Raw genomic sequence first — 25,474 nt, forward strand, 5'->3', positions numbered from 1 at the left:
TCGGTTTCGACTGCGAGACCAATGCATTAACGCGAATAGAATTCGACGACCAGGTGCGGTTCCATGACGACCGGGAACGGAACGTCGCTGAGAGTCGGGACGCGGCCGAAGGTTGCGACCATCTTATGGTGATCGACTTCGATGTAGTCGGGAACGTCGCGCTCGGCGAGGCTGACGGCTTCCAGAACGATTACCAGCTGCTTCGACTTTTCGCGAACCTCGATGACGTCGCCGGCCTTGCAACGGTAGGAACCGATGTTGACGCGCACGCCGTTGACCGAGACGTGGCCATGGTTGACGAACTGACGGGCAGCAAAGACCGTCGGAACGAACTTGGCGCGATAGACGATCGCGTCGAGGCGCGATTCCAAGAGGCCGATCAGGTTTTCAGAGGTGTCGCCCTTGCGGCGGTCGGCTTCGGCGAAGATCGCGCGGAACTGCTTTTCGCGCAGGTCACCGTAGTAGCCCTTGAGCTTCTGCTTGGCGCGCAGCTGCACACCGAAGTCCGAGAGCTTGCCCTTGCGGCGCTGGCCGTGCTGGCCCGGGCCGTACTCGCGGCGGTTCACGGGGGACTTCGGACGGCCCCAGATATTTTCGCCCATACGGCGGTCAATTTTGTACTTGGACGATTCGCGCTTGCTCATCGTATTTCCTTTCAAAGGCTTAAGACGGTTTGTTGCCAAACCGCACGAAGGAAACACGCCCTCCTCTGATCTCTGCCGAGATCCGACAGGATGTTCCGGTTAGCGAACAGGAACGATCCACGGGACATGTCAAATGAAACACCGGACATTGCTGCCCGGTGCTTGCGGCGGTCTTTAGAGGGCCGTCATGAAAATGTCAACAGCCCGAGATGCGATCACCGAACTTTGCGAATGCCACGTCTAGCGCTACATCCGTCGTGTTCCTCACAAACCGCTTCAGAACCTCGGCCAGTTCGATCAGGTCGCTTGCCCGTCCCATCCGGCAACGGGCTGGATTGCTTTTGCCATCTCGGACGTTTGAGCCCAGCCTGTTCGCTCATATAGCGGTCGTCCGGCCTTTGTCGTGTGCAGAATAGCATAGGTGATACCGCGCTGCCTGAATTCCCGATCTGCGGCATCCATGAGCAAGCCTGCTATGCCACGCCCCCGTTGCTCAGGATCGACAAACACGTTCAACACGTAGCCTCGATGATCGTCGCTCGGGTGGGATGGATGTGGCGGCCACTCGATAAGCATCAGGCCGACGCCTCCCACGGAACGTCCGTCATGCTCGGCGATGAAGCCGAAATATCGGCCGTCCTCCAGGCGCGGCTTGAGCCAATCTCGAAAGGCGGAATTCATCGCAGCGATCTCAGCCGCATCTCTGCCAGCTTCGGCAAACATCGCTTTGCGGTGACGGCATATGAGATCGAGGTCTTTCGGCAAAACAGGGCGCAGTTCGATCATTTGGCTTCCTTGCAATCTCTTCCTCAGCAGGGCATGGGCCGTTCGAAGGCATGCACCGCATCTGATCGGAACCTGACGCCTGCCCCTACTCCGCCGCCAGCGGCTGGTCGCCGGTATCTGGTGCGTTGGCGTCGCCCGGCGCCGTCTGGCAGTCCATGTCCGGGAAGGCGATGATGCGCTTGCCGGCAAAATCGGCATGCACGACCACGATGCCCTGCTCCTCGAAATAGCCGAGCAGGCGCCGCGCGCGGCGGGCGGAATGGGTGCCGTAGGCGCGGGCTATGCGGGCGTCCGACGGGCACGGCTCGCCGCGGACGGCGGCCTTGGCGAGCATCAGGAAAACGCCCTGCAGGTCGTCGGTGACACCTGAAGACAGCGACAGCGCCGTCGCCCAGGCATCGGTCGCGGCCGTTGCCGCATCGACGCCGGAACGCGAGATCGCCACACGCCGGCGGAAATCCGGCAGCGTGATCGGCGGTCCCGGCACCCGGCGCATGCGCAGCCTGACCAGAAAATCCTGGTAGAGCACCGAATCGGTGCGGAAGGCGGAGGTGGGATCGTCGAGGATTTCGGCAAGCACGCCGGCAAGGCGCTCCTCCCGCTCCTCGGCGGAGACTTCCACCTGACTCGCCCTCGCCTCGGCAGGTACCGCCGATGCCGCCGGCGTCGAGCGCGAGAGTTCGGCCAGAATATCGGTCGTCGGCCGCGGCACAGGCGGGGCGCGGCGCACCAGCGGGCGCTGGAATTCCTCCGGATCGGGCGTGAAGATCAGATCCTCGATATCCTGAGGCGCATCCGGCAGCGGCATCAGCTTCGGGCTGGAAGAGCGCGCCGAGGTCTCCACCGCGCCGATCTGGATCGGCAGCGGCCGGCGCGACAGCGCCGGTCCGAGAGCGACGAAATTGCCGCGCTTCAGGTCGCGGAACATCTCAGCCTGACGCCGGTCCATGCCGAGCAGGTCGGCAGCACGCGCCATGTCGATATCGAGAAAGGTGCGGCCCATCAGGAAGTTCGAGGCCTCGGCGGCGACGTTCTTGGCGAGCTTGGCAAGCCGCTGCGTCGCGATCACGCCGGCAAGACCGCGTTTACGCCCGCGGCACATCAGGTTGGTCATCGCGCCGAGTGACATCTTGCGCGCATCTTCCGAGACATCACCGCCGACCGACGGCGCAAACATCTGCGCCTCGTCGACCACGACGAGAACCGGATACCAGTATTCGCGATCGGCATCGAACATGCCGTTGAGGAAGGCGGCGGCGGCGCGCATCTGGTCTTCGAGATCGAGGCCTTCGAGCGTCAGCACGCAGGAAACGCGATGCTGGCGAATGCGGTTGGCGATGCCGGCAAGCTCCGCCTCTGTGCGCTCACCGTCGACGACGACATGGCCGAACCTATCGCTGAGGGTGACGAAATCACCCTCGGGATCGATGATGACCTGCTGCACCCATTGCGCCGACTGCTCGAGCAGGCGGCGCAGCAGATGCGACTTGCCCGATCCGGAATTGCCCTGCACGAGCAGACGGGTCGCCAGCAGCTCCTCGATATCGAGCGTCGCCGGGCTACCGGACGCCAATCCCATATCGATGCCAACCTGCAATGTATATCCTCGCGACGAAGAGACTCACATGAATGAACCGCCATTCTTCCGAAACGGCATCGCCCCGTCTATCAAAGAATGCATTGTCTTTCAGGACCGGATTTCACCAACCCACAGGACAATTCCCGGCATCATCCGAGAAGCTGATCCATCGCCGTGATCGTGCATCTCTTCGCGGCGCTACGCCCTCAAGCCGAAGCCCTGCATCAGCCGCCGTGTGGCGAAATCGGGATTGCCCGAGGTGAACACCGCGAAATCGACATTGTCGGGATGCACAGCGTCCGCGACCAGCGGCACCAGTGTACGGGCGCGCCGCGCGATCGCTTCGGCGGGGTCCAGCCAGTCGACCGGCCAGGGCGCAAGCCGGCGGAAAAGATTGGCCATGAAAGGATAGTGGGTACAAGCGAGTACGACGATATCGGTCTTCCGGCTGTCCTTCTCGACGAAGCATTGGTCGATTTCGGCAAGCACGGCCTCGTCGGAGACGGCATCACCGCGAATATAGGCCTCCGCCATGCGCGCAAGGTTCTCCGAGCCGACGAGCCGCACATGGCATTGCTGGGCGAAGGACTGGATGAGATCGCGCGTATAGGCGCGCTTCACCGTGCCCGGCGTGGCAAGCACCGAGACGAGGCCGGAGCGCGTACGCTCCGCCGCCGGCTTGATCGCCGGCACAGTGCCGACGAAGGTCATCTGGGGAAAGGCGGCGCGGAGATCGGCGCCGACCAGCGTGAAGGCGGTGTTGCAGGCGATGATGCAGACTTCGGGATCGTGTTCTTCGAGTAGCCGGCCGAAAAGTCCGATGATCCGTTCCTTCAGCGCCTGTTCCTCCCATCCGCCATAGGGAAAGCCGGCATCGTCGGCGACATAGATGAAGCCGCGTTCCGGCATCAACACACGCGCCTCGCGCAAGACGGTCAGCCCGCCGATGCCGGAATCGAAGACGAGGACGGGTTTCAACTCATGCGTCGGCGCTGTCATCGGGCGGTATTTCCTTGGCCGCTGTCGGGAACCGGCCGCCGCGCGGGCTCTTGCGCGAGAAGCGGTCGAGGGAGGAGATGACGCCGCGCAGCACGCTGATTTCCTGCTCCGTGAAGGCCCGGCGGGATAGAACGGCACGGAGATTGTCGACCATTTTCGGCTTTTTCCCGGCAGGGTGGAAATAACCGCGCGCATCGAGCGCCTCTTCCAGCTGGTCGAACAGGCCGAACAGCTGGTCCTTGGTCGAGGGCGTCTGCCCCATCGCCTGGAAGGGCACGGCGCCGAGATCCTCCATGCCGGACTTCATCCATTCATAGGACATCAGCAGCACCGCCTGGGCGATGTTCAGCGAGGCAAAGGCCGGATTGACGGGAAAGGTGACGATCTCGTCGGCAAGCGCCACCTCCTCGTTGGTCAGCCCCCAGCGCTCACGCCCGAAGAGGATGCCGGTGCCCTCACCGGCGCGAAATCTCGCCCGGAGCGTTTCGGCGGCGATGACAGGCGAACGCACCGGTTTGTAACCGTCGCGCTCGCGCGCCGTCGTCGCATAGACGAAATTGAGGTCGGCGACCGCCTGCTCCAGCGTATCGTAGACCTTGGTAGCCTCGATGACGTGATCGGCCTTGGAGGCGGTCGCCAAGGCTTTCTCGTTCGGCCAGCCGTCGCGCGGATTGACGAGGCGCAGTTCAGCAAGGCCGAAATTCGCCATGGCACGCGCCACCATGCCGATATTCTCGCCCATCTGCGGCTCGACCAGAATGATGGCCGGCCCTTCGGCCAGAAGTTGACGCTCGCTATTCGTGCCTGCCATGACCTTATCCCTGTTTCGAGCGCGCAATAACCTCGCCCGGGGCAAACGGCAAGACATCAGCCTGCGGATAGAGCCTTTCCAGCGCCGAACCGATCATTTCGAGCCCCAGTCTGGTGCCCTCGCGCGACAGCGGCAGATGCCGTCCTGTCGTCCGCGATGCCTTGCGCTCGATGAAGAAAGCGGTCGAGCCTTGCGCGGCCGCATCTTTCATCAGCGCCAGATCCGCCGCGATCAGCCTCATCAGCGCGTCGGCCTCGGCCGGCGCTGTGGAACTCTTCGCCAGGATGCGCGACCAATAAGTGCAGGAGAGGAAGATCGCCAGCGTCTGGCGGATCTGGCCCGGCCGCGTCACCACCGACCAGGACGAGCCGAGCGGCTTGGCGGCCACCGTCACGTCTCGGTAGGAGGCATCGATCTTCTGTGACAGGGCGATCAACTCGAAGCCGCTCTTGCCCTCACCGATCGCGTTCAGCAGGTCCTCCAGCGCCTGGAACCAGCGGGCAAGTGCCGCATCGAGCGCACCCCGCGTACGGGCCGGAAAGACCAGGAAGGCGACTGCCGTTCCGGCCACCGCCCCGATCATGGTCTCCCCGATGCGCAGCTGCAGCAGGTCGAGCGTCAACACGCCGGTCATGCCATAGACCAGGCAAAGCACGATCGAGATGAAGAAGGTCATCGTCGCGTAGGAAACCTGCAGGAAATAGAAGGCGAGGAAGATGCAGACGGCCGCAACCGGAATGGCGATCGCCAGCTGCCCCGAAATCAGCGTCGCCAGCACAAGGCCGATCGCGATGCCGAACACCGTGCCGAGCGAGCGCGACAGCGCCTTCATCGCCGTGTCGCCGCGCGAATTGGTGTTGGTGAAAACGAGGAAGGAGGAAAGCACCGCCCAGAACCAGCGCTCGCGCGACAAGAGCAGGCCGAAGCTCATGGCGATCGCCGATGCCAGCGTGATCTGCAACGCCGAGCGCAGAAGCGGATTGGCGAACGAAAAGTCGATCGGTTGGGGCTGCGCCATATCCTTGACGGCATCGATGCCGGAGAAGCCGGAGGCCTGTCCCTTGCCGATCGCCTGCGTCAATTGCCGCCGCGCCTCGCCGAGCCAGAGAAGCGCACGCACGGTTTCGCCCTGCGGCCGATCCACAGCGGCTTCGGTCATGCTCTCGTATCTTTCGAGTTCCGCCGTATCCGTCTCGATGACCGCATGGACGAGCGCGAAGGGCGGCGGACTCTGGAAGCTCAACACAATCGCACTCTCGGCGGCAAGATGCGCATCGAAGAGCCGGATCGCCAACTCGGCGGCTGGATCGGCGGCACCGTCGAAGACGCCGGCCGCTGGGCGGGGGATGAAGGTTTCGGCCATCAGCACCACTTCCTTCAGCCGGTCTTCCAGCTGGCGCAGCTCCTGCCGATCGACTTCTCCGATTTCGGCGCTGCCGGCAAGGGTGGCGAGCTTGAAGAGGATCTGGTTGATACGGCCCCTGACACTCTCGAGCGAGCGCAACAGATCGCGCTGCCAGTCGTCGGGTAGCAGCACCGCCCTCACCAGATGGCCGACGAGCACTGAGACGACCGGGCCGATCGCCACATCAGGCAGCTCGGCAAGAGAAGGCCGGAAATAGGACCCCATGAAATAGGAGGTGAAGGCGAACATGCCGATCGCAAAACCGCGCGGCCCGAACACGCGGCCGGCCGAGGCGAGCGCGATCACCACTAGGAAAACGAGATCGGAGAGAAAACGCCGATCCTCGAGGCCCGCCGCGATGGCGACGACGCCAACGCTTGCGACGCAACCGAAGAGCCGCGTCACCAGTTGGCGCGTATTGCCCTTGTCGCGAACCGCCACCCCGCCCTCGATCGACAGGACGATGCCAAGGCCGAAAGCTGCCGTCGGCAGCGGCAGGAGGAACATCTGGATGGCAAGGAGAATCAAAAAGGAGAAAACGATCGTCAGCGTCACCCGCGAGGCCATACGCAGACGCGAGAGCGCCGGATCGTTGGCAAGCAACCAGTCGCGGAACTGAAAACCGGAAAACAAATGCAAAAGCCCCTCATGCCGCCCAGGGATCAACAGATACCGCCGCAGGAGCGGAAATCAAACCGCCCGAGATCGAATCCCGATGCTTGCGAATGTCGCGCGCCTATTGGCCCTTGGCAATCAGCGCCATTGTCGTCTTGAGGGAATCGCGCGCCTGCGTTTCGATATTCTCGGTGACGATATCGTCGATGACGGGTTTGCTGCCTTCTTCGACCACGAGGAAATGAACAGTCGTATAGTCCTTGGCATCGGGCGCATCCGAGCAGGCGGATTTTCGGAAGCGCACGGTCACCTCGGCCACCCCGTTGACCGGCGGTGCCGCGACCATCGTCAGATCCTCCAGCGGGCAGGCATCCTGGCCATTGACGATGACGTCGTAGTCGAAGGGCGAAATGCCGTCGTCGTCGATGGCGGGAAACTGCGCCGCCGCCTGGTATTTCGCGACGAAATCGCGGCTGTAGAGATGGTCGAGCCGGCCCGCATCGAAGATGTCGGTCCAGTCGCTGTTGTTGTCGGCCCAGTTGCTCTTGGTCGCCTCCATGATCTCCTTCACGGGAGCAATCATGTCGGCGGCGTGACCGTTGCCGGAAAAAGCGATAAGGCTTGCGATAACAACGGCGATTGTCTTCATGGTCGAATATTCCGGGGGCAGCAGTTGGGCCGGAGACTAGCCGAAATCTGACACTTGGCAATGGCGGCAAAAACGCATTCCGAAACCGGTTGCAGCTTTGCGTTCCCGGTTCACAATGCTATAGCCCTCCTCATCACGTCACCCACCTGGGACCACGTCCCCATCCAAGCTCGAACGAGGCAGATACATGAACAAGATCAAGGTCGCCAATCCCGTCGCCGATCTCGATGGCGATGAAATGACGCGCATCATCTGGCAGCTCATCAAGGATAAGCTGATCCATCCGTACCTTGACCTCGACATCGACTATTTCGACCTCTCGGTCGAAAACCGCGACGCCACCAACGACCAGGTCACCGTCGACGCCGCCAACGCCATCAAGAAGTACGGCGTCGGCATCAAGTGCGCGACGATCACGCCGGACGAAGCCCGCGTCAAGGAATTCAACCTCAAGGAAATGTGGAAGAGCCCGAACGGCACGATCCGCAACATCCTCGGCGGCGTCATCTTCCGCGAGCCGATCATCTGCAAGAACGTGCCGCGCCTGGTTCCCGGCTGGACCAAGCCGATCGTCGTCGGCCGCCACGCCTTCGGCGACCAGTACCGCGCCACCGATTTCAAGTTCCCCGGCAAGGGCAAGCTGACGATCAAGTTCGTCGGCGAGGACGGCACGGTCATCGAGAAGGAAGTCTTCAACGCGCCGGGCGCCGGCGTTGCCATGGCCATGTACAACCTCGACGAATCGATCCGCGAATTCGCCCGTGCTTCGATGATGTACGGCCTGATGCGCAAGTGGCCGGTCTATCTGTCGACCAAGAACACCATCCTCAAGGCCTATGACGGCCGCTTCAAGGACATCTTCGAGGAAGTCTACGAGAGCGAATTCAAGGATCAGTTCAAGGAAGCCGGCATCACTTACGAACACCGCCTGATCGACGACATGGTCGCCTCGGCGCTCAAGTGGTCGGGCGGTTACGTCTGGGCCTGCAAGAACTATGACGGCGACGTCCAGTCCGACACCGTCGCTCAGGGCTTTGGCTCCCTCGGCCTAATGACCTCGGTTCTGCTGACGCCCGACGGCAAGACGGTCGAAGCCGAAGCCGCTCACGGCACGGTTACCCGCCACTACCGCCAGCACCAGAAGGGCCAGGAAACCTCGACGAACTCGATCGCCTCGATCTTCGCCTGGACCCGTGGCCTGGCGCATCGCGCCAAGCTCGACGACAATGCCGAGCTTGCCCGCTTCGCCGCGACGCTCGAAAAGGTTTGCGTCGACACCGTCGAATCCGGTTTCATGACCAAGGACCTGGCGCTGCTGATCGGCCCCGACCAGCCGTGGCTCTCGACCACTGCCTTCCTCGACAAGATCGACCAGAACCTGCAGAAGGCCATGGCGTAAGCCGGCCTTTCCGAGATAACATCGAAGCGGCGGGGATTTCCCCGCCGTTTTCATTTTGGGAGAATGAACCGATGACGGCCATCCTGCGACCGCTCGAATCCTCTGACCGCGCCGCTTGGGAACCCTTGTGGGAGGCCTATCAGCGCTTCTACGAAGTGGTCATCCCGCCCCAAACCACCGATCTCACCTGGGCTCGCTTCCACGATCCTGACGAACCGATGCATGCGCTGGGCGCCTTCGACGAAGACGGCCATCTTGTCGGCATCGTCCATGCCATCTTTCATCGCTCCTGCTGGCTGCCACAATGGACCTGCTATCTGCAGGATCTCTATGTCGACAACAGCTACCGCGGGCTCGGCACCGGTGCCGCATTGATCGAGGCCGTCGCCGATCTTGCCCGCGCAAACGGCGCAGGCCGGCTCTATTGGATGACGCACGAAACGAATGCAACGGCCCGCCGGCTCTACGACAGGATCGCCGAGCGCTCGGGTTTCATCCAGTACCGCAAGACGCTTTAAAGGCCTGGGGTTGCACAAGGGCCCCGCCGCACTATTGATTCCGGGGAACGGCAAGGCCGCAGAATAAACGGGAACATGAGGAGGATCTCATGACTGAAGATTTGGTATTCTATACGAACCCGATGTCGCGCGGCCGCATCGCGCGCTGGATGCTGGAGGAGATCGGCCAGCCCTATCGCACCGAACTCCTGACCTTCGGCGAGACCATGAAGGCGCCGGAATATCTCGCGGTCAATCCGATGGGCAAGGTGCCGGCAATCCGCCACGGCGATACCATCGTCACCGAATGCGCGGCGATCTGCGCCTATCTCGCCGAGACCTTCCCCGAAAAGGCCCTGGCGCCGAGGCCGGAGGAGCGCGCCCGCTATTACCGCTGGATGTTCTTTGCCGCCGGTCCGCTCGAATCGGCGGTGACGATGAAGGCGCTCGGCTTCGAAATTCCGAAGGAACGCCTGCGCATGGCCGGCTGCGGCGGTTTCGGCGATGTCATGAACACGCTTGAAATGGCGGTCTCGGGCTCGACCTATGTCGCCGGCGAGCGCTTCACCGCCGCCGACGTCTATGTCGGCGCCCATATCGGCTGGGGCCTTGGTTTCGGCAGCATCGAAAAGCGCCAGGCCTTCGTCGACTATTTCGGCCGCATCAGCGAGCGTGAGGCCTACAAGCCGCGAATGAGTTGGACAACGAGGCAGGCAAGACGATGCAGGCCGCTTGACCCTGAAACCGGCGCGGCTGCCAGACCGCGCCGGGGATATCTGCCGTCAGACAAGCGGCATGTGAATGTCCGTCAGAAGCTCGGTCGGCGGCACCTCGCGCGGATTGTTGAGATACTCCTCGAACATGACCCTGTCCTTCAACTGCCGACCGGATTTCGGCAGCCATTCTGCAAAGAGCCACTGATAAGACTTGGGCATATTGGCATAGGGACCCTTGTGGCGCAGCACCGCATAATCGCCGCCGTCGATCGTGCGCCGCTCGAACGGCGCCGCCGCCGGCACTTCGGCAGCGCCGGTGACGCAGGCGATCGAGCGCAGCTTTTCCTCCGGTACGATATCGGGATCGTCGAGATAGATGCCGATCATCCGCATCTCGGGCTTGGCGAGGCCGCGAGCGTAAAGCGTGCCGAACAGCGTCTCGAAGGCTTTGTCGATATGCATGTAGGAACCGGTATGAGGCACACCGATCATCTCGATCGGTCCGATCTCGCGTATGGTAACGTCTAACATGACTTTGGTCTTTCCGTTGGGTGAGGGTTCAAAGGCTGTGTGGCTTCCCTCTTTCCGATAGCGCGCCGGCGGCATGCCGTAGACCGACTTGAAGATACGATTGAAGGATTGGAGATTGGAATAGCCTGATCGCTTCGCAATTTCGCTGACGGCAAGCTCCGTGCGGACGATCTCGCCCGCCGCGTGATGCAGCCTGAGCCGCTTGACGGTGGCCGCCAGCGTCTCACCGTAGATCGCCCGGTAGATCCTGTGCCAGTGATAGCTCGACATGCAGGCGATCTCGGCAAGCCGCTCCATATCCAGCTCCTCGTCGAGGTGGTCGTGAATATAGGCCGAAACCCGTCTCAGACGGTTTTCATAAAGTGCCCATGCCGTTTCGCCATTCATGTCGGAACCTCGTGCAAATCGATCGGCTTGAGAGAACCATAACCCGATTTGACAAATCCTGCGGAGTTGCTGGCTCCGCAAGGCCAACGCCCAAGAGAGCCTCGCTGAGGCGCCCCGAAGGGGCCTCGAAGGACGAGACGGGTGCTCCTGCATCTCCCCAAACTCCTTTATTCCTGTGCTTGTCACAGGAATCCAGCCACGGCGCTTCCGCGCCGTGAATGAATCAGCACCCAAAGAGAGAAAGAGTCCTTCGCGCCCAACGACTTGGGCGCACTGGATCCCTGTGACGAGCACAGGAATAAGGGACGAGAGGCGACGTAATCGGCAGTTCAGCCGGCTAGTGCCACGGCAACCGCCTCGATCGCTTCGTCGGCCTTCGAGCCGTCGGGGCCGCCGGCCTGTGCCATGTCGGGGCGGCCGCCGCCACCCTTGCCGCCGAGGGCGGCCGAGGCGATGCGGACGAGATCGACGGCGCTGTAGCGCTGCACCAGATCCGGCGTTACCGCCACGACGGCACTTGCCTTGCCGTCGTCGGAAACGCCGATCAGCGTGACGACGCCCGATCCGATGCTGGTCTTGCCGTCATCGGCAAGACCTTTCAAATCCTTGGGATCGACGCCCGATATCGCCTTGCCGAGGAACTTGACGCCGGCAACCTCGCGCACGGCATCGGCCGAGCCGCCCTGCCCGCCGCCCATGGCGAGCTTGCGCTTGGCGTCAGCCAGTTCCTTTTCGAGCTTGCGGCGCTCGTCCATCAGCGCCTCGACGCGCGACAGCACTTCGCCGGGCTGCACCTTCAGCGACGTGGCGAGCGCCTTCACGCGTTCGTCCTGTTCGGCCAGATATTCGCGTGCCAACTCGCCGGTGACGGCCTCGATGCGACGGACGCCGGCGCCGACGGCGCTTTCGCCGAGAACGCGGATCAGGCCGATCTGGCCGGTGGCCCCGACATGCGTGCCGCCACAGAGTTCGATCGAATAGGGCTTGCCGGCCTTGACGCCGCGCACGCCCTCGCCCATCGCAACGACGCGGACCTCGTCGCCGTATTTCTCGCCGAACAGCGCCATCGCGCCTTCGGCGATCGCATCGTCGACGCTCATTAACCGCGTCGTAACCGGCGAATTCTGCAATACGATCTCGTTTGCCATGTCCTCGACGATCTTCAGTTCCTCGGCCGACATCGGCTTCGGATGCGAAACGTCGAAACGCAGGCGCTCGGGCGCGACCAGCGACCCCTTCTGCGCCACATGGGTGCCGAGCACTTCGCGCAGTGCCTCATGCAGCAGATGCGTTGCCGAGTGGTTGGCGCGCAGCCGCGACCGGCGGGCATGATCGACCGTCAGCACGACGGCATCGCCATCCTTGACCACGCCGTCGATGACAGTACCCTGATGCACGAACAGGCCTTCGCCCCTCTTCTGCGTATCTGAAATCTCGATCTTGCCGTGGTCGGACGAGATCACGCCGGTATCGCCCATCTGGCCGCCGGATTCGCCGTAGAACGGCGTCTGGCTGACGACGATCTGCACCTTGTCGCCGGCCTTGGCCTCGGCAGCGACGGCGCCGTGCTTGACGATTGCCTGCACGACGCCTTCAGCCGTTTCGGTGTCGTAGCCCAGGAATTCGGTTGCGCCGTGTTTTTCCCTAAGCTCGAACCAGACGGTTTCCGTCGCCTTCTCGCCGGAACCGGCCCAGTGCGAGCGGGCTTCGGCCTTCTGGCGCTGCATCGCATCGGTGAAGCCGGAGATGTCGACGCCGATCTCACGGGCACGCAGTGCATCCTGCGTCAGATCGAGCGGGAAGCCGTAGGTATCGTAGAGCTTGAAGGCGGTCTCACCATCCAGCATGTCGCCCTTGGAAAGATCCGTCGTCGCGTCCGACAGAAGCGACAGGCCGCGTTCCAGCGTCTTGCGGAAGCGGTTTTCCTCCAGCTTCAGCGTTTCCGAGATCAACGCCTCGGCGCGCACCAGTTCCGGATAGGCGCGGCCCATCTGCTGCACCAGCGTCGGCAGCAGCTTGTAGACCAGCGGTTCCTTGGCGCCGAGCAGCTGTGCATGGCGCATGGCGCGGCGCATGATGCGGCGCAGTACATAACCACGGCCCTCATTCGACGGAAGCACGCCATCGGCGATCAGGAAGGCCGAGGAACGTAGGTGGTCGGCGATGACGCGGTGGCTGGCGCTGCCTTCCGCCTTGACGCCCATCGTGTCCTCGATGGTGCCGATCAACGTGCGGAAGAGATCGGTGTCGAACACGCTCTGAACGCCCTGCAGAACGGCGGCCATACGCTCCAGCCCCATGCCCGTATCGATCGACGGGCGGGGCAGCGGGTTGCGAACGCCGGGTTCGGTCTGCTCGAACTGCATGAAGACGAGGTTCCAGAACTCCAGGAACCGGTCGCCATCTTCCTCCGGGGAGCCCGGAGGGCCGCCCCAAACATTCTCACCCTGGTCGATGAAGATTTCCGAGCACGGGCCGCAGGGGCCGGTATCGCCCATCTGCCAGAAATTGTCGGAGGTCGGGATGCGGATGATCTTGTCGTCGGAAAAGCCGGCGATCTTCTTCCACAGCGTCGCAGCTTCTTCGTCCTCGGAATAGACGGTCACCAGCAGGCGGTTCTTCGGAAGGTCGAAGCCTTCGGTGACGAGCTTCCAGGCAAGCTCGATCGCATTCTCCTTGAAATAGTCGCCGAAGGAGAAGTTGCCGAGCATCTCGAAGAAGGTCAGGTGGCGTGCAGTATAGCCGACATTGTCTAGGTCGTTGTGCTTGCCGCCGGCTCGCACGCATTTCTGCGAAGACGTCGCCGTTGAATAGGGACGCTTTTCGAGGCCGGTGAAGACGTTCTTGAACTGCACCATGCCGGCATTGGTGAACATAAGCGTCGGGTCGTTGCGCGGCACGAGCGGGCTCGACGGAACGATCTCGTGGCCGTTCTTCTTGAAATAGTCGAGGAAGGTCGACCGGATATCGTTCACGCCGCTCATGCTATGCCCTTCAATGCTGCCGGAGGCAGGTAAATACAAATCCATCGGCTTTTAACGTTCGCCTCCGCCACTGTCCAGCAGACAAACAAAGCCGGCCGCATTCTCATCAGGGAATGCGGCCGGCTTTGATGTTTAAAAGAACCGAGCGTGAAAATCACATTTCCGCGGCGGAGTCGCCATCATCCGGGTCCGGTCCGCCATTCTGCAGGAAGCGGTCGGCAATCAGGCCAGCATTCTGGCGCAGCGACAGTTCAATCTCGCGGGCGAGATCCGGATTGTCGCGCAGGAAAGTCTTGGCGTTTTCGCGGCCCTGGCCGAGGCGCTGGCTGTTATAGGAGAACCAGGCGCCCGACTTTTCGACGATGCCGGCCTTGACGCCGAGATCGACCAGTTCGCCGGTCTTGGAAACACCCTCGCCGTACATGATGTCGAACTCGACCTGCTTGAAGGGCGGCGCCATCTTGTTCTTGACGACCTTGACGCGGGTCTGGTTGCCGATCACCTCTTCGCGCTCCTTGACCGCGCCGATGCGCCGGATGTCGAGGCGCACGGAGGCATAGAATTTCAGCGCATTGCCGCCCGTCGTCGTTTCCGGCGAACCGAACATGACGCCGATCTTCATGCGGATCTGGTTGATGAAGATCACCATGGTGTTCGACTTCGAGATCGAAGCGGTGAGCTTGCGCAGCGCCTGGCTCATCAGTCGTGCCTGCAGGCCGGGAAGGCTGTCGCCCATCTCGCCTTCGATTTCGGCGCGCGGCGTCAGGGCAGCGACGGAATCGACGACGAGAACGTCGACGGCGCCGGAGCGCACCAGCGTATCGGTGATTTCGAGCGCCTGCTCGCCGGTATCGGGCTGCGAGATCAGCAGGTTCTGCAGGTCGACGCCAAGCTTGCGGGCATAGACGGGATCGAGCGCATGTTCGGCATCGACGAAGGCGCAGATGCCGCCCTTCTTCTGCGCTTCGGCAATCGTCTGCAGTGCCAGCGTCGTCTTACCGGAGCTTTCCGGTCCGTAGATTTCGATGATGCGGCCCCTCGGCAGGCCACCGACGCCGAGCGCAATATCGAGGCCAAGCGAGCCGGTCGAGATCGTCTCGATCTCGACAACATTCTCGTTGGAGCCGAGTTTCATGATCGAGCCCTTGCCGAACGACCGCTCTATCTGTGAGAGTGCCGCTTCAAGCGCCTTGCTTTTGTCCACCGATTTGTCCTCTACCAGCCGCAATGAATTCTGAGACATCCCATCCACCTTTAGGTTATTGAAGCCGCTCTAGCAATGTCGAGTTTGTACTCCATTTGTTCCATTCTCGCAATAGGCGATCAAACAGTTGAAAGAAAAAGGTAAAACGACACGTGTTCTGCATTTGTTTTATCGATAAAAAGCAACGGCTTAGGCCAGAAATGCCGATTCGGCCGCGGAAGGGCGCGCTGTATCGATTCGTCCTTCCGGCATCGGGAGAGGGGATCGGATGAAGAAAAAGATTCTTGTTCTCGGCGGCGCCCATATCGATCGGCGCGGCCGCATCTCCGGCGAGACGGCACCTGGCGCCAGCAATCCCGGCACATGGTTCGAGGAGCCGGGCGGCGGTGGCTTCAATGCGGCGCGTAACCTCTCAAGGCTCGGTTTTCAGGTGACGATGATCTCGCCGCGCGGCGGCGATCCGATGGGCGAGACGGTTGGAGAAGCTGCCGATTTCGCCGGCATCGACGACCGGCCCTTCGTCTTCCTCGACCGCAAGACGCCGAGCTACACGGCGATCATCGAGAAGGACGGCAATCTGGTGATCGCCCTTGCCGACATGGATCTTTACCGCTTCTTCGTGCCGCGGCGTCTCTCCATCCGCTGGGTGCGGGAGGCCTTCGCCGCGCATGATTTCATCCTCTTCGACGCCAACCTGCCGGAAGAGACGGTCGCGGCGATCGTCGCAAAGGCGCATTCGCTAGGCAAGCCCGTTGCGGCAATCGCCATCTCGCCGGCCAAGGTCGTCAGGCTGAAACCCTGCATCAGGAATATCGACTACCTGTTCCTGAATGAGGCTGAAGCCGCCGCCCTTGCCGGTGCACTGCCGGAAGACGCCGCCGGCTGGCCACCTTTGCTGAACGAGATCGGCATCCGGAACGCCGTCGTCACCCGCGGCCGGCGCGAACTCGTGGCGCTTTGCGAGGGCCGCGCCGTGACGCTGCAGCCGCCGATCGCCGACATCGTCGCCGATGTCACCGGTGCCGGGGATTCACTTGCGGCCGGCACGCTCGCCGCATTGATATCAGGCCTGCCGCTCGAAGAAGCTGTTCGCCACGGCACTGCAGCCGCCACGCTGACCGTGCAGTCGCGGCATGCCGTCAACGAAAATCTGACGCCCGATCTGCTGAATGAGGCGCTTGCTCTTGTTCCCAAGGTCAGAATTCTGCATTGAAGCGGCCAATTAAATAGTTGCGCATGATGTCGTCCGAAAACCGCTCGCACCTCGGCATCATGCTCTGTCGATCACAGGACAAGACCATGACCAAGCCCATCTCCCCTCTTCTGCCGATCGCCTATTCGAAGGAAGTCGCCAGCGCCAAGCAGCGCGGCGCGCCACTGGTGGCACTGGAATCGACGATCATCACCCACGGCATGCCCTATCCCGGCAACATCGAGATGGCCCGCAGCGTCGAGGCGATCATCCGCGAACAGGGTGCGGTGCCGGCAACGATCGCTGTCATTCACGGCTCGCTGCATATCGGCCTGGAAGCTGCGGAACTGGAGCAACTCGCCAAGGCGACGGAAGTGATGAAGGTGTCGCGCGCCGATCTCGCCTTCGCCATCGCCGAGCGCCGTACCGGCGCCACCACGGTCGCGGCGACAATGATTGCGGCGGCGCGCGCCGGCATCCGCGTCTTTGCCACAGGCGGTATCGGCGGCGTGCATCGCGGCGCCGAGGAAAGCTTCGATATATCAGCAGATCTCGAGGAACTCGCTCGCACCGGCGTCATCGTCGTCTGTGCCGGCGCCAAGGCGATTCTCGACATTCCGAAGACGCTGGAAGTGCTGGAAACCCGTGGCGTGCCTGTCGTCACCTATGAGAGCGAGGAATTCCCCGCCTTCTGGTCGCGCTCCTCGGGTATTCGCAGCCCGCTGTCGCTGAACAGCCCGGCCGCCATCGCCAATTTCCAGACGGTGCGCGAACAACTCGGCGTCGACGGCGGCATGCTCGTCGCTAACCCCGTGCCGGAGGCGGACGAGATTCCGAGCGAAGAGATGGAAATCTATATCGAGCGGGCGCTTGATAGCGCCGAACGCGACGAAGTGACCGGCAAGGCGGTCACACCCTATCTTCTGTCGACCATCTTCGACCTGACCGACGGCCAGAGCCTCAAGACCAATATTGCGTTGGTTGAGAATAATGCGCGGCTTGCGGCTGAGATTGCGGTGGCGCTGGGTGAATGAGAGGTGATGGGGCTGGGGCCAGCATGGCCTTCAAAACGGCCATGCCGTGTAAGCCCCCTCTGCCCTGCCGGGCATCTCCCCCACAGGTGGGCTAGGGCATATACATATCTCGCAAAGCCCATCCATCGGCGACGGCTCGAAAGTATTTGAGGCCGTTGAAGAAGGTGATTGGGCCCGGCGGCTTGGCCGAGGCGTAGCCGTTCCAGCCGCCGAGCTTGGCGATGATCCAGGCGGCCCAAGCCAGCGAGGCCTTAGAGTGGGGATTGGACTGCAGCTTGGTTGTGCCCTTGAAACGGCTTTCGAGGGCGGCGAGGGTATCGATCTCGGCTGCCGTGAAGGTCAGGCTTGCCGGCTGGTGATCGCCGCCGCTGCGGGCTTGGACGAGATGGAGGACGATTGCTGCGGCCTTGGCGGCGATGGCGACGAGCTTTTCCAGCCGTGCCGCCAGATGCAACTGGCTGTCCTCGATCTTGAAGCCTTGGTTCTTCATCACCCGAAAGAACTGCTCGATCATCCAGCGCTGCTTGTACCAGGCGACGATCTGCCAGGCATCGGCCGGGCTGCTGAGCCAATGGGTGGTCAGGAGCAGCCAGTGCAAGGGCTCGACACCGTCGGGGGCGGCCGGTTCAACGATCTCGACCCAGCTCAGCCTGACGCCATCGGGCAGGCTAGGCCTCGCGCAGGTTTTGCGGCCGCCGGATCGTCGCTTCGCCGAAGCGCAGGCACACCGTCGCCTGCCGCGCCGGACGGTCGGCGCGCTCGCGCAGATCAATCGTCTGAGTATCGCAAAACGCCACCGTTTCGACCGCGCGGCGCAGTTTGGAACCGTCGATGAGCGCATGGTCATGCATGACGCGCGACAAAAGATCGAAGCGCCGATCGGGCAGGCGCGCCCACATGATGAAGAAGTCACCCTCCCGGTCGGCGATCGCCGTGACCCGGGCCGCACGCGAAAGCACCAGTTTGGCCGCCTCTGCCGTCTCCACCCAGCGCCGCGATTCCTTTTCGTTCAACGGCCGCTCGGCATGCGGCGTAAGCTCTTTGCTACCCCGCGTCCAGACCCGGCCGCCCACCAGGCCAAGGCAGCTGCCGGTGTCGGCATCGAGCGCCAGCATCGGATGCAGCAAAAGGCCAAAGCAATTGCCTTTTTTGATCTTGCCCAATTCCCGCCGGCTGTCCGGCGTCGTCGCAAACTTGATCTCGCTGGTGTCCTGCAGCGCCAGCACGTGGCGACCCTCAACCGCAGACCGGGTCTCCTGGCTCCAGCCGGCAATGATCTCTTCCACGCTCACCGCACTGTTGTTGAGAAAACGCCCGAACCGGATCTCCTGCGAATGGTTGCCCTCGGCCAACTGGCGAAGGCAAACCGTCTCGCGCAGCACAATGCGACGGAGCAGCACCGCCCCCCTTTATCGAGACGACGATCTCCAAACCGGCCCAACGAAAAATCATGCCCTACATCCATCGGCGACGCTCCCAAATCAAAACGTCGCCAAAACAATCATACAGCCCGCAGTAAAGGAATCCGACCCCCGCAAACCGAGTCAATCCGTCGCACCGACTTATGTATATGCCCTAGCACAGGTGGGGAGATGACAAGCGGCGAGATCTTCGCATCACATCAACGTCTCGCCGAGCTGCAATGAATATTTGATTGGGGAAGCCGGTGCGCCCCAGCCGATCTCCCCACCTGTGGGGATGCCTGGCAGGGCAGAGGGGGGTGCGGCACAGCACAAATCTTCCCCGCTGACAAGCCTCCCCTCACCCATCCAACGTCTCCTTGACCACAACAGCTAGCTGCTTCAGTGAAAACGGCTTCGGCAAAAATCCGAATTTCGCCTCCGGCGGCAGGTTGCGGGCGAAGGCATCTTCGGCATAACCCGAGACGAAGATGAACTTCATGTCGGGATAGGTTTTGCGCAGTTCGCGCAGCAGCGTCGGGCCGTCCATTTCGGGCATGACCACGTCGGAAACGACGATATCGACCTTGCCGTCAAGTTCTTCCAAGATGGCCAGCGCCTCGACGCCCGAGCCCGCCTCGTGCACGGTATAGCCGCGCGTTTCCAGCATGCGTTTGCCGCCGCGGCGCACCGCCTCCTCGTCCTCGACGAGAAGAATGACGGCCGATCCCGTCAGGTCTTCCGGCTGCTGCGGCGACACCGGCAGCGGCACCACTTCAGCCCCGGCGATGGCGCCGTCGATCGAACCCGCTTCTGCGGCCACTGCCGGCTCTGGGATGTGGCGCGGCAGGAAGACGCGGAAGGTCGTGCCCTTGCCGACTTCGGATTCCGGCTGGATATAGCCCCCCGACTGTTTGACGATGCCGTAGACCATGGCGAGGCCAAGTCCCGTGCCCTTGCCGACATCCTTGGTGGTGAAGAAGGGCTCGAAGATCTTGTCCATGATTTCGGGCGCGATACCGGTGCCGTTATCGGCGACTTCGACCAGCACCATGTCCTCGGCCGGCATATAGGAGTAATTGAAGGCCGAGACCTCGGCGGCGGTCAGATTGCGGGTGCGCAGTGTCAACGTGCCGCCGTCGGGCATCGCGTCGCGGGCATTGACGCAGAGGTTGATCAGCACTTGCTCGAACTGCGAAAGGTCAGTTTTGACCGGCCAGAGGTCGCGGCCATATTGCACGTCGAGCTTGACATTGGTGCCGGAAAGCAGCCGATCGACCAGCATGCGCAGGTCGCCGACAACATCGGTGAGGTTCAGCACCGAGGGCCGCATCGTCTGCTTGCGCGAGAAGGCGAGCAGCTGGCGCACCAGCACGGCGGCGCGGTTGGCGTTGCGCTTGATCTCTATCAGGTCTGCAAAGCTGGCATCGGCCGGCCGCGCCTGCAGCAACAGGTGGTCGGCGGAAAGCAGGATCGCCGTCAGCACGTTGTTGAAATCATGCGCGATGCCGCCGGCAAGCGTTCCCACAGCATTCATCTTCTGCGTCTGCGCCATCTGCGCTTCCAGCGCCTTCTGCTCGGTCACCTCGACGGCATAGACGATCGCCGCCTCCTCGGGCGCCTCGTCGCTCTGGTCGATGACGGCATTGACATAGAAGCGGAAATAGCGCGCCTCGTCGGTCGGCGTGCGGGTGTCGAGGGGCGCGATGTCGCCCTGCCGGTCCTTGGCCGCCGCCAGCGCCGCGGCCAGCTGCGGCCGGTCGCTCTCCTGCACGATGGTCTCAAGATGCGGCGCCTTTTCGAGATCGTCGCGCGAGACGACGCCGGAGAACATTTTCAGGAACGGCGCATTGGTCCGCAAGATGCGCCCGTTGCCGTCGACCGAGGCGATAGCCATCGGCGTATTGTTGAAGAAGCGCGTGAAGCGCATGGCGGCGGCCGAAGCGGACTGGCCGCCGGCATCGCTCTTTTCACGCGCCAATACGATCGTCCGGCTTTCGCCGGGCGCACCGTCGCGCATCGAGGTGACGCTATGGATGATCTGCACCGGCAGGCTCTGGCCGTTGCTCTTGCGCAGGTCGAGATCGAGCGTCACGGTCTTCTTGAGACCCGGTTCGGCCTGCACCGACTGGATCAGCGCCAGTCCCTCGCCCGCCACGACGTCGCCGATCGTCATCGAGCCCGGTACGAATTTGGTGAGGTCAAGGCCCAGCCATTCGGCAAGCGTCGCATTCAGGTAGAAGATCTCACCCTTCCTGCCGGCGGAAAAGAAGCCGGCCGGCGCATGGTCGAGATAGTCGATCGCGTTCTGCAATTCCTTGAAGAAGCGCTCCTGGTCGTCGCGCTCAGTGGTGATGTCGGTGATCTGCCAGATCTGCAGCGGCTTGCCGCCGTTCTCCTCCGGCTGCAGCAGCCGCGCCTTCAGCCGATACCAATGCGCGCCGGAGCTGTTGCTGCCAGGCCCGACGGCGCGCAGCAAGCGAAATTCCTCCCGGCCCTCCTTGCCCTCGCGCAGGCCGTTGACCAGCCTATAGAGCGCCTCGTTGGATTCGCGGTGGCGCGACAGCAGCGTCTCCAGCGTCTGCACCTCGGTCGCCTTGCGCGCGCCGGTCAGCGCGCCATAGGCGGCATTGGCATAGATGATCCGGCCCTTTTCGTCGGTGATCAGCGTTCCGTCGGGATGGCTGTTGAGGAAGGCGCGCGCCAGGCTGTCGGACTGGCGCTGCGGCATCACCTCGATGAAGCCGATGACCGAGGATACCAGGAAGAAGATGCCGACCATGGCGAGCACGCCGAGACCGCCAAGCACGACCTCGTTGTCGAGCGATTTCTTGAAGAAGATGAAGGCGCCGGCCGCCGCGATCAGCACGAGCGCCAGCAGAAGAATGCGCAAGACCGTGCCAGAACGCCCCCCACGATCCACAAGCGGTGCGTTATAGTCGTCGGCCTGACGCGGTTTCGTCATATATTCCTCACATAAGCCCTCCTGCTTCGTAGCACGAACACGAAGCAGGAATCAGGCACTCTCTACCTTCTTAGCAATTTGCCGCGTCGGCAAAAACACCGCTAGCCGGCAAGACTGCTTGAATTCACAGGCAACAGCGCCATCTGCCCCGAAAGCGCAGCGCAGCCGCCCGGATGCAAGGTCGCCGGGTACCAAGCAGCGGAACACGAAATCGCGTTCTCCCGTGACTGGACAGCACCGGCGGCCCTTGCCTAAGGAACGGAAAAGTCGTCAATATGTGCCGAATGCGAAATGGAGTGAGTGACTATGTTGGATGATGTTGTCGGAGCTTATGGCAGCCGTTTCCTGCTTGCGGCCGGTGGCGTCGGTCTGGCGCTTCTCCTGCTCATCCTCGTGCTCTGGGTGATCCGCAGCCGGGCGCCCTCGCCCTTCGTGCGCGGCGGCCGCAACCGCCAGCCCCGCCTGCAGGTGCTGGATGCCGCAGCCGTCGATGCCCGTCGCCGGCTGGTGCTGGTGCGCCGGGACGACGTCGAGCACCTGATCATGATCGGCGGCCCGAGCGATATCGTCATCGAAAGCCGCATCCTGCCGGCAGCGGCCGAACAGCCGGACAGCGCCAGCCGCCCGCAACCCGTCGAGCAGCGGCCGATATCCGTCGCGCCGCCGGAAATGCCACAGGAAACGCCACCGGTTTCGCCACCGCGCCCGCCGGTCGCAGCCCGCGTCGAGCCCGCCGCCGAGCCCTCTTTCGCTGCGCCGGCTTCGCCAGAGCCGCGCCCGCGCCCAGAGCCGTCGACCCAACCGTCGACCCGACCGCCAGTCCAGCCGGCCGTGGCACCGCCGGTGGTCACGAGCCCTCTTCCGGCAGAGCCGGTGACTGCTCCGCTGTCGGCCGAACGCGACAATCCTCTGCGTGCTGCCCCGCCCCAGCCACGCCCGCTGGAGCGTCCCGCCGCTCCCCCAGCGGCGCAGCCCGCACCGTTCCACGATACCTCAAGTGCCGCCGAGATCCTCGAAGCCGCCCGTCAGCGCGTGCTGCCGCAGCACCGCATCGAACCCGAGGTCTCCGCCCCGCCTGTCCAGGAGATGCCGGCGGCCGCACGCGCCGCACCTGGTAGCGCCGAAGACGATTCGGCTGCGCAGTCGGCAGCAGCGAGCCGTCTTGATTTCCAGCGGGTGCTGGAACAGGAAATGTCGAACAATCTGACGGCTGAACGCATCGTGCCGGCGCCGGCAAACCAGGCGCCCCGGCCCGGAGCGCCGCAACCCGCAAACCTGCCGCGCCGCGATCCGGAAATGGCCCCGATCACCGGTGCCGATACCGATCTGCAAAAGGAAGTCGCCCGCATCTTCGGTGAGATGAGCGTCAACCGCGACAAGTGAGCGGAAACGCAGTCCGGCTTCAAGTTGCATAAAAGCCGCAATGCAGCGACTTTCAGTTCCCGATGTGTCAGGGGGCTCCATCTTGTGCTGATAATTTGTTATCGCTTCGGTTGAAGAGCATTGGCGCGTCGAGGTCATACTTTGCCTAAGTAAATACCGGTCTCACTCCAGTTTCACCCGCACTGCCGGACAGCGACACGCTGACGGCGTATGAACACGTTCATCGGGTGGTGGCGAGAGACCGGTTTGGCATTGTTGACATGTGCCGCAGCTCCGCTGTCTCAGCTCTTTCGCCGCCCAGAACATCGCCACACCGCGCCCGCGAGGGCTTTCTCACGCATCATCCTGGTGGACTTCCGAACGGAAGACCAACACGATATGTGCAATACCCTTCGGGTCCGATGGACCATTCTACCGAAAACAGCGCCCCAGCCCTGGATTGTATGCAGTGGCTGCGGAGGCCCCAGAGCTTTCCGATGCAGTGACAAGATCCGGCTCAACGCCAATGGCCGCAAGCTCGATGCCTGGCTTATCTACAAATGCTCGACCTGCGAAAAGACGTGGAACCGTCCGATCTTCGAGCGCCGGAATGTTCGCGATATCGATCCCGCAGTCTTCGAGGCATTGCAGTCCAACGATCCGGATTGGATCCGGGCAGAAGCGTTCAACCTCGAAGCTCTCAGGCGCAAGTCGCAACGCGTCGACGAGTTTGCCGAATTTGAAATCGCAAAAGAGATGCAGCAGGACATTGCCAATTGGACGAGACTGGAAATCGAACTGATGGTCCCGTTTCCATCAAGCACGCGCCTCGACCGCCTGCTGGCGTCCGAGTTGCAAGTTTCACGCACCCGGCTACAAGCTCTTCACGATGGTGGCATGCTACGGACGGATTCGAATCGAGCCGACGTTTTGCGGCGGCGGATCAAGAACGGCACCAAGCTTGCAGTCGACGTCACCGCCGAGACCGGCCGGGAGCAATGGTGGAGGTCTGTGGCGACCGGAAGCGCACCGTAATTGTAAAAGGCGCCGCGATCAGATCGCGGCGCCTATTCTGCTCTCATGCCTGCATGAAAACTCTCATTCGTCGCGATAGACTTTTTCGCGGCGTTCGTGACGCTCCTGCGCCTCGATCGACAGTGTCGCGATCGGGCGGGCGTCGAGGCGCTTGAGGCCGATCGGTTCGCCGGTTTCCTCGCAATAGCCGTAGGTGCCGTCTTCGATGCGCTGCAGTGCCGCATCGATTTTGGAAATCAGCTTTCTCTGCCGGTCACGGGCGCGAAGTTCGATCGCCCGATCTGTTTCCGACGACGCTCGGTCAGCGAGATCAGGATGATTTGCGCTTTCCTCGGCCAGATGGTCGAGTGTCTCGCGCGCTTCTCTAAGGATATCATTTCTCCATGAAACCAGCTTGGCCCTGAAATAGGCACGCTGGTTTACGTTCATGAACTCTTCCTCTTCCGAGGGAACGTAATTGCTAAGATCGATCTTCTCACTCAACGCGATTCTCCTGAAGAACATCTCATCTGGCGGGGTGTATATCCCAAGCGCTAGCCGCGATTCAAGCCAAATACGACAGGTAAACAGATTTTTAAATCTGTCACAGTTTTCGGCTAACAGACTATTTTCTCATCATTATTCCGGCCTGCGTTTTTTGCTTCGCCTTCAAAACGCCGTGTTATCGGCCGCGTTTTGGGCAGCTGGAGCAGCGCTGACGGTTGACGCCGGCCGATTGCAACCGCTACTGAAAAGGCCCGCTGGATCTTGGATTTGCCCATGACCGTACCCCTGCCTCCGCCCAACCGCGTCTATCTGCTGCGTCACGCCGAGGCCGCCGGGGCCGAACCCGGGCAGCGCGATTTCGACCGGCCGCTCAACGAAAAGGGCTTCGGCGATGCCGAAATCATCGCCGATAAGACCGCCGACAAGGGCTACCGTCCCGATCTTCTGATCAGTTCTACGGCGCTGCGCTGCCGCGATACCGCCGATGCGGTGTACCGGGCGATGGGCCTTACGCTCGAAGTTCGTTATGTCGACGCGCTCTATAACGCCACGGTCGACAACTATCTCGAGATCATCGATTCGCAGGACGAGGCTGCTGTCATGCTGGTCGGCCACAATCCGACAATGGAGCAGGCGCTGGAGGCGCTGATCGGTCACGAGGCTATGGCAGGCGCCCTTCCCGGCGGCTTCCCGACGGCAGGCCTTGCCGTCGTCGATTACGACGCTTCCGCCGCAGTCTGGCGCCTCATCGATTTCGTGGTCGTCTGAAGACTTTCGCGCCGCTTCTTTCGCGG

General features: G+C 62.4%; 21 protein-coding genes and 1 pseudogene. 8 read left to right on the top strand and 14 right to left on the bottom strand.

Annotated features, from left to right (window positions below):
• Positions 1 to 26: 26 nt before the first annotated feature.
• The 7 genes from rpsD to N1937_RS11225 all read right to left on the bottom strand — a co-directional run bounded on the left by rpsD (position 27) and on the right by N1937_RS11225 (position 7,488).
• Complete coding sequence (gene rpsD / locus N1937_RS11195) at positions 27 to 644, bottom strand: 30S ribosomal protein S4 (RefSeq protein ID WP_017964499.1); 618 nt, start codon at positions 642 to 644, stop codon at positions 27 to 29.
• A 297-nt stretch (positions 645 to 941) separates the two neighbouring features.
• The gene (locus N1937_RS11200; protein ID WP_168724790.1) at positions 942 to 1,430 is read right to left on the bottom strand and encodes a GNAT family N-acetyltransferase; all 489 of its coding nucleotides are present in this window, start codon (positions 1,428 to 1,430) and stop codon (positions 942 to 944) included.
• 85 nt (positions 1,431 to 1,515) lie between these two features.
• Positions 1,516 to 3,027 carry an ATP-binding protein gene (locus N1937_RS11205; RefSeq protein WP_222294813.1) on the bottom strand — a complete coding sequence of 504 codons (1,512 nt, stop codon included), beginning with the start codon at positions 3,025 to 3,027 and terminating at the stop codon, positions 1,516 to 1,518.
• Between the two features lie 180 nt (positions 3,028 to 3,207).
• Positions 3,208 to 4,008 (bottom strand): glutamate racemase, encoded by an 801-nt coding sequence (gene murI / locus N1937_RS11210; RefSeq protein ID WP_017964503.1) that lies wholly within the window; start codon positions 4,006 to 4,008, stop codon positions 3,208 to 3,210.
• A complete protein-coding gene (locus N1937_RS11215) occupies positions 3,989 to 4,819 on the bottom strand; it encodes an RNA methyltransferase (RefSeq protein WP_170255792.1) in 831 nt (276 codons plus the stop codon). Before N1937_RS11215 ends, murI begins: the two co-directional genes overlap by 20 nt.
• A 4-nt stretch (positions 4,820 to 4,823) precedes the next feature.
• Positions 4,824 to 6,863, bottom strand: coding sequence for an FUSC family protein (locus N1937_RS11220; protein ID WP_260058798.1), 2,040 nt, complete (start codon positions 6,861 to 6,863; stop codon positions 4,824 to 4,826).
• Positions 6,864 to 6,960: 97 nt separating this feature from the next.
• The gene (locus tag N1937_RS11225) at positions 6,961 to 7,488 is read right to left on the bottom strand and encodes a hypothetical protein (protein ID WP_222294811.1); all 528 of its coding nucleotides are present in this window, start codon (positions 7,486 to 7,488) and stop codon (positions 6,961 to 6,963) included.
• A 187-nt stretch (positions 7,489 to 7,675) separates the two neighbouring features.
• Between N1937_RS11225 and N1937_RS11230 the strand changes: the two genes are divergently transcribed.
• The 3 genes and pseudogenes from N1937_RS11230 to N1937_RS11240 all read left to right on the top strand — a co-directional run bounded on the left by N1937_RS11230 (position 7,676) and on the right by N1937_RS11240 (position 10,120).
• Positions 7,676 to 8,887 carry an NADP-dependent isocitrate dehydrogenase gene (locus N1937_RS11230; protein WP_064246881.1) on the top strand — a complete coding sequence of 404 codons (1,212 nt, stop codon included), beginning with the start codon at positions 7,676 to 7,678 and terminating at the stop codon, positions 8,885 to 8,887.
• A gap of 71 nt (positions 8,888 to 8,958) precedes the next feature.
• On the top strand, positions 8,959 to 9,405 hold the full coding sequence (locus N1937_RS11235) for a GNAT family N-acetyltransferase (RefSeq protein ID WP_260058799.1): 447 nt from the start codon (positions 8,959 to 8,961) through the stop codon (positions 9,403 to 9,405).
• 89 nt (positions 9,406 to 9,494) lie between these two features.
• Positions 9,495 to 10,120, top strand: a pseudogene (locus N1937_RS11240) (glutathione S-transferase family protein).
• 46 nt (positions 10,121 to 10,166) lie between these two features.
• Here the strand turns inward: N1937_RS11240 and N1937_RS11245 are convergent.
• The 3 genes from N1937_RS11245 to recA form a co-directional block, all read right to left on the bottom strand.
• On the bottom strand, positions 10,167 to 11,018 hold the full coding sequence (locus N1937_RS11245; RefSeq protein ID WP_017964510.1) for an AraC family transcriptional regulator: 852 nt from the start codon (positions 11,016 to 11,018) through the stop codon (positions 10,167 to 10,169).
• Positions 11,019 to 11,347: 329 nt separating this feature from the next.
• Positions 11,348 to 14,002, bottom strand: coding sequence for an alanine--tRNA ligase (alaS, locus tag N1937_RS11250; RefSeq protein WP_260058802.1), 2,655 nt, complete (start codon positions 14,000 to 14,002; stop codon positions 11,348 to 11,350).
• Between the two features lie 154 nt (positions 14,003 to 14,156).
• On the bottom strand, positions 14,157 to 15,245 hold the full coding sequence (gene recA / locus N1937_RS11255; RefSeq protein WP_003568997.1) for a recombinase RecA: 1,089 nt from the start codon (positions 15,243 to 15,245) through the stop codon (positions 14,157 to 14,159).
• Positions 15,246 to 15,474: 229 nt separating this feature from the next.
• Between recA and N1937_RS11260 the strand changes: the two genes are divergently transcribed.
• Together N1937_RS11260 and N1937_RS11265 are read left to right on the top strand one after the other, a co-directional pair.
• Positions 15,475 to 16,419 (top strand): carbohydrate kinase family protein, encoded by a 945-nt coding sequence (locus tag N1937_RS11260; RefSeq protein ID WP_260058803.1) that lies wholly within the window; start codon positions 15,475 to 15,477, stop codon positions 16,417 to 16,419.
• Between the two features lie 86 nt (positions 16,420 to 16,505).
• Entirely contained in the window at positions 16,506 to 17,432 is a 927-nt protein-coding gene (locus N1937_RS11265; protein ID WP_260058806.1) for a pseudouridine-5'-phosphate glycosidase, read from the top strand.
• 91 nt (positions 17,433 to 17,523) lie between these two features.
• On the opposite strand, the gene N1937_RS11270 is transcribed toward N1937_RS11265, so the two are convergent.
• The 3 genes from N1937_RS11270 to cckA form a co-directional block, all read right to left on the bottom strand.
• Positions 17,524 to 18,030 (bottom strand): transposase, encoded by a 507-nt coding sequence (locus tag N1937_RS11270; RefSeq protein ID WP_341850326.1) that lies wholly within the window; start codon positions 18,028 to 18,030, stop codon positions 17,524 to 17,526.
• A 70-nt stretch (positions 18,031 to 18,100) separates the two neighbouring features.
• Complete coding sequence (locus tag N1937_RS11275; protein ID WP_260058810.1) at positions 18,101 to 18,832, bottom strand: hypothetical protein; 732 nt, start codon at positions 18,830 to 18,832, stop codon at positions 18,101 to 18,103.
• Positions 18,833 to 19,193: 361 nt separating this feature from the next.
• Positions 19,194 to 21,797: a cell cycle histidine kinase CckA gene (gene cckA, locus N1937_RS11280; RefSeq protein ID WP_260058812.1), complete on the bottom strand. Its 2,604-nt coding sequence runs from the start codon at positions 21,795 to 21,797 to the stop codon at positions 19,194 to 19,196.
• Between the two features lie 300 nt (positions 21,798 to 22,097).
• Between cckA and N1937_RS11285 the strand changes: the two genes are divergently transcribed.
• Positions 22,098 to 23,180 carry a flagellar biosynthetic protein FliO gene (locus N1937_RS11285; protein WP_260058815.1) on the top strand — a complete coding sequence of 361 codons (1,083 nt, stop codon included), beginning with the start codon at positions 22,098 to 22,100 and terminating at the stop codon, positions 23,178 to 23,180.
• Positions 23,181 to 23,558: 378 nt separating this feature from the next.
• Positions 23,559 to 24,194: a DUF1062 domain-containing protein gene (locus N1937_RS11290; protein WP_432443482.1), complete on the top strand. Its 636-nt coding sequence runs from the start codon at positions 23,559 to 23,561 to the stop codon at positions 24,192 to 24,194.
• Positions 24,195 to 24,257: 63 nt separating this feature from the next.
• Here N1937_RS11290 and dksA read toward each other — a convergent pair whose 3' ends face one another.
• Positions 24,258 to 24,677 carry an RNA polymerase-binding protein DksA gene (dksA, locus tag N1937_RS11295; protein WP_260058816.1) on the bottom strand — a complete coding sequence of 140 codons (420 nt, stop codon included), beginning with the start codon at positions 24,675 to 24,677 and terminating at the stop codon, positions 24,258 to 24,260.
• 276 nt (positions 24,678 to 24,953) lie between these two features.
• Between dksA and N1937_RS11300 the strand changes: the two genes are divergently transcribed.
• A complete protein-coding gene (locus tag N1937_RS11300) occupies positions 24,954 to 25,448 on the top strand; it encodes a SixA phosphatase family protein (protein ID WP_260058818.1) in 495 nt (164 codons plus the stop codon).
• Positions 25,449 to 25,474: the final 26 nt, after the last annotated feature.

It is taken from the genome of Rhizobium sp. WSM4643, from assembly GCF_025152745.1.
GTDB classification, from domain to species: domain Bacteria; phylum Pseudomonadota; class Alphaproteobacteria; order Rhizobiales; family Rhizobiaceae; genus Rhizobium; species Rhizobium leguminosarum_I.

Excerpts from the sequence above, each read along its gene's own strand:
- rpsD (WP_017964499.1), bottom strand. The coding sequence starts at position 644 with ATGAGCAAGCGCGAATCGTCCAAGTACAAAATTGACCGCCGTATGGGC.
- N1937_RS11200 (WP_168724790.1), bottom strand. The coding sequence starts at position 1,430 with ATGATCGAACTGCGCCCTGTTTTGCCGAAAGACCTCGATCTCATATGC.
- murI (WP_017964503.1), bottom strand. The coding sequence starts at position 4,008 with ATGACAGCGCCGACGCATGAGTTGAAACCCGTCCTCGTCTTCGATTCC.
- N1937_RS11215 (WP_170255792.1), bottom strand. The coding sequence starts at position 4,819 with ATGGCAGGCACGAATAGCGAGCGTCAACTTCTGGCCGAAGGGCCGGCC.
- N1937_RS11225 (WP_222294811.1), bottom strand. The coding sequence starts at position 7,488 with ATGAAGACAATCGCCGTTGTTATCGCAAGCCTTATCGCTTTTTCCGGC.
- N1937_RS11230 (WP_064246881.1), top strand. The coding sequence starts at position 7,676 with ATGAACAAGATCAAGGTCGCCAATCCCGTCGCCGATCTCGATGGCGAT.
- N1937_RS11235 (WP_260058799.1), top strand. The coding sequence starts at position 8,959 with ATGACGGCCATCCTGCGACCGCTCGAATCCTCTGACCGCGCCGCTTGG.
- N1937_RS11245 (WP_017964510.1), bottom strand. The coding sequence starts at position 11,018 with ATGAATGGCGAAACGGCATGGGCACTTTATGAAAACCGTCTGAGACGG.
- alaS (WP_260058802.1), bottom strand. The coding sequence starts at position 14,002 with ATGAGCGGCGTGAACGATATCCGGTCGACCTTCCTCGACTATTTCAAG.
- recA (WP_003568997.1), bottom strand. The coding sequence starts at position 15,245 with ATGTCTCAGAATTCATTGCGGCTGGTAGAGGACAAATCGGTGGACAAA.
- N1937_RS11260 (WP_260058803.1), top strand. The coding sequence starts at position 15,475 with ATGAAGAAAAAGATTCTTGTTCTCGGCGGCGCCCATATCGATCGGCGC.
- N1937_RS11265 (WP_260058806.1), top strand. The coding sequence starts at position 16,506 with ATGACCAAGCCCATCTCCCCTCTTCTGCCGATCGCCTATTCGAAGGAA.
- cckA (WP_260058812.1), bottom strand. The coding sequence starts at position 21,797 with ATGACGAAACCGCGTCAGGCCGACGACTATAACGCACCGCTTGTGGAT.
- N1937_RS11290 (WP_432443482.1), top strand. The coding sequence starts at position 23,559 with ATGTGCAATACCCTTCGGGTCCGATGGACCATTCTACCGAAAACAGCG.
- N1937_RS11300 (WP_260058818.1), top strand. The coding sequence starts at position 24,954 with ATGACCGTACCCCTGCCTCCGCCCAACCGCGTCTATCTGCTGCGTCAC.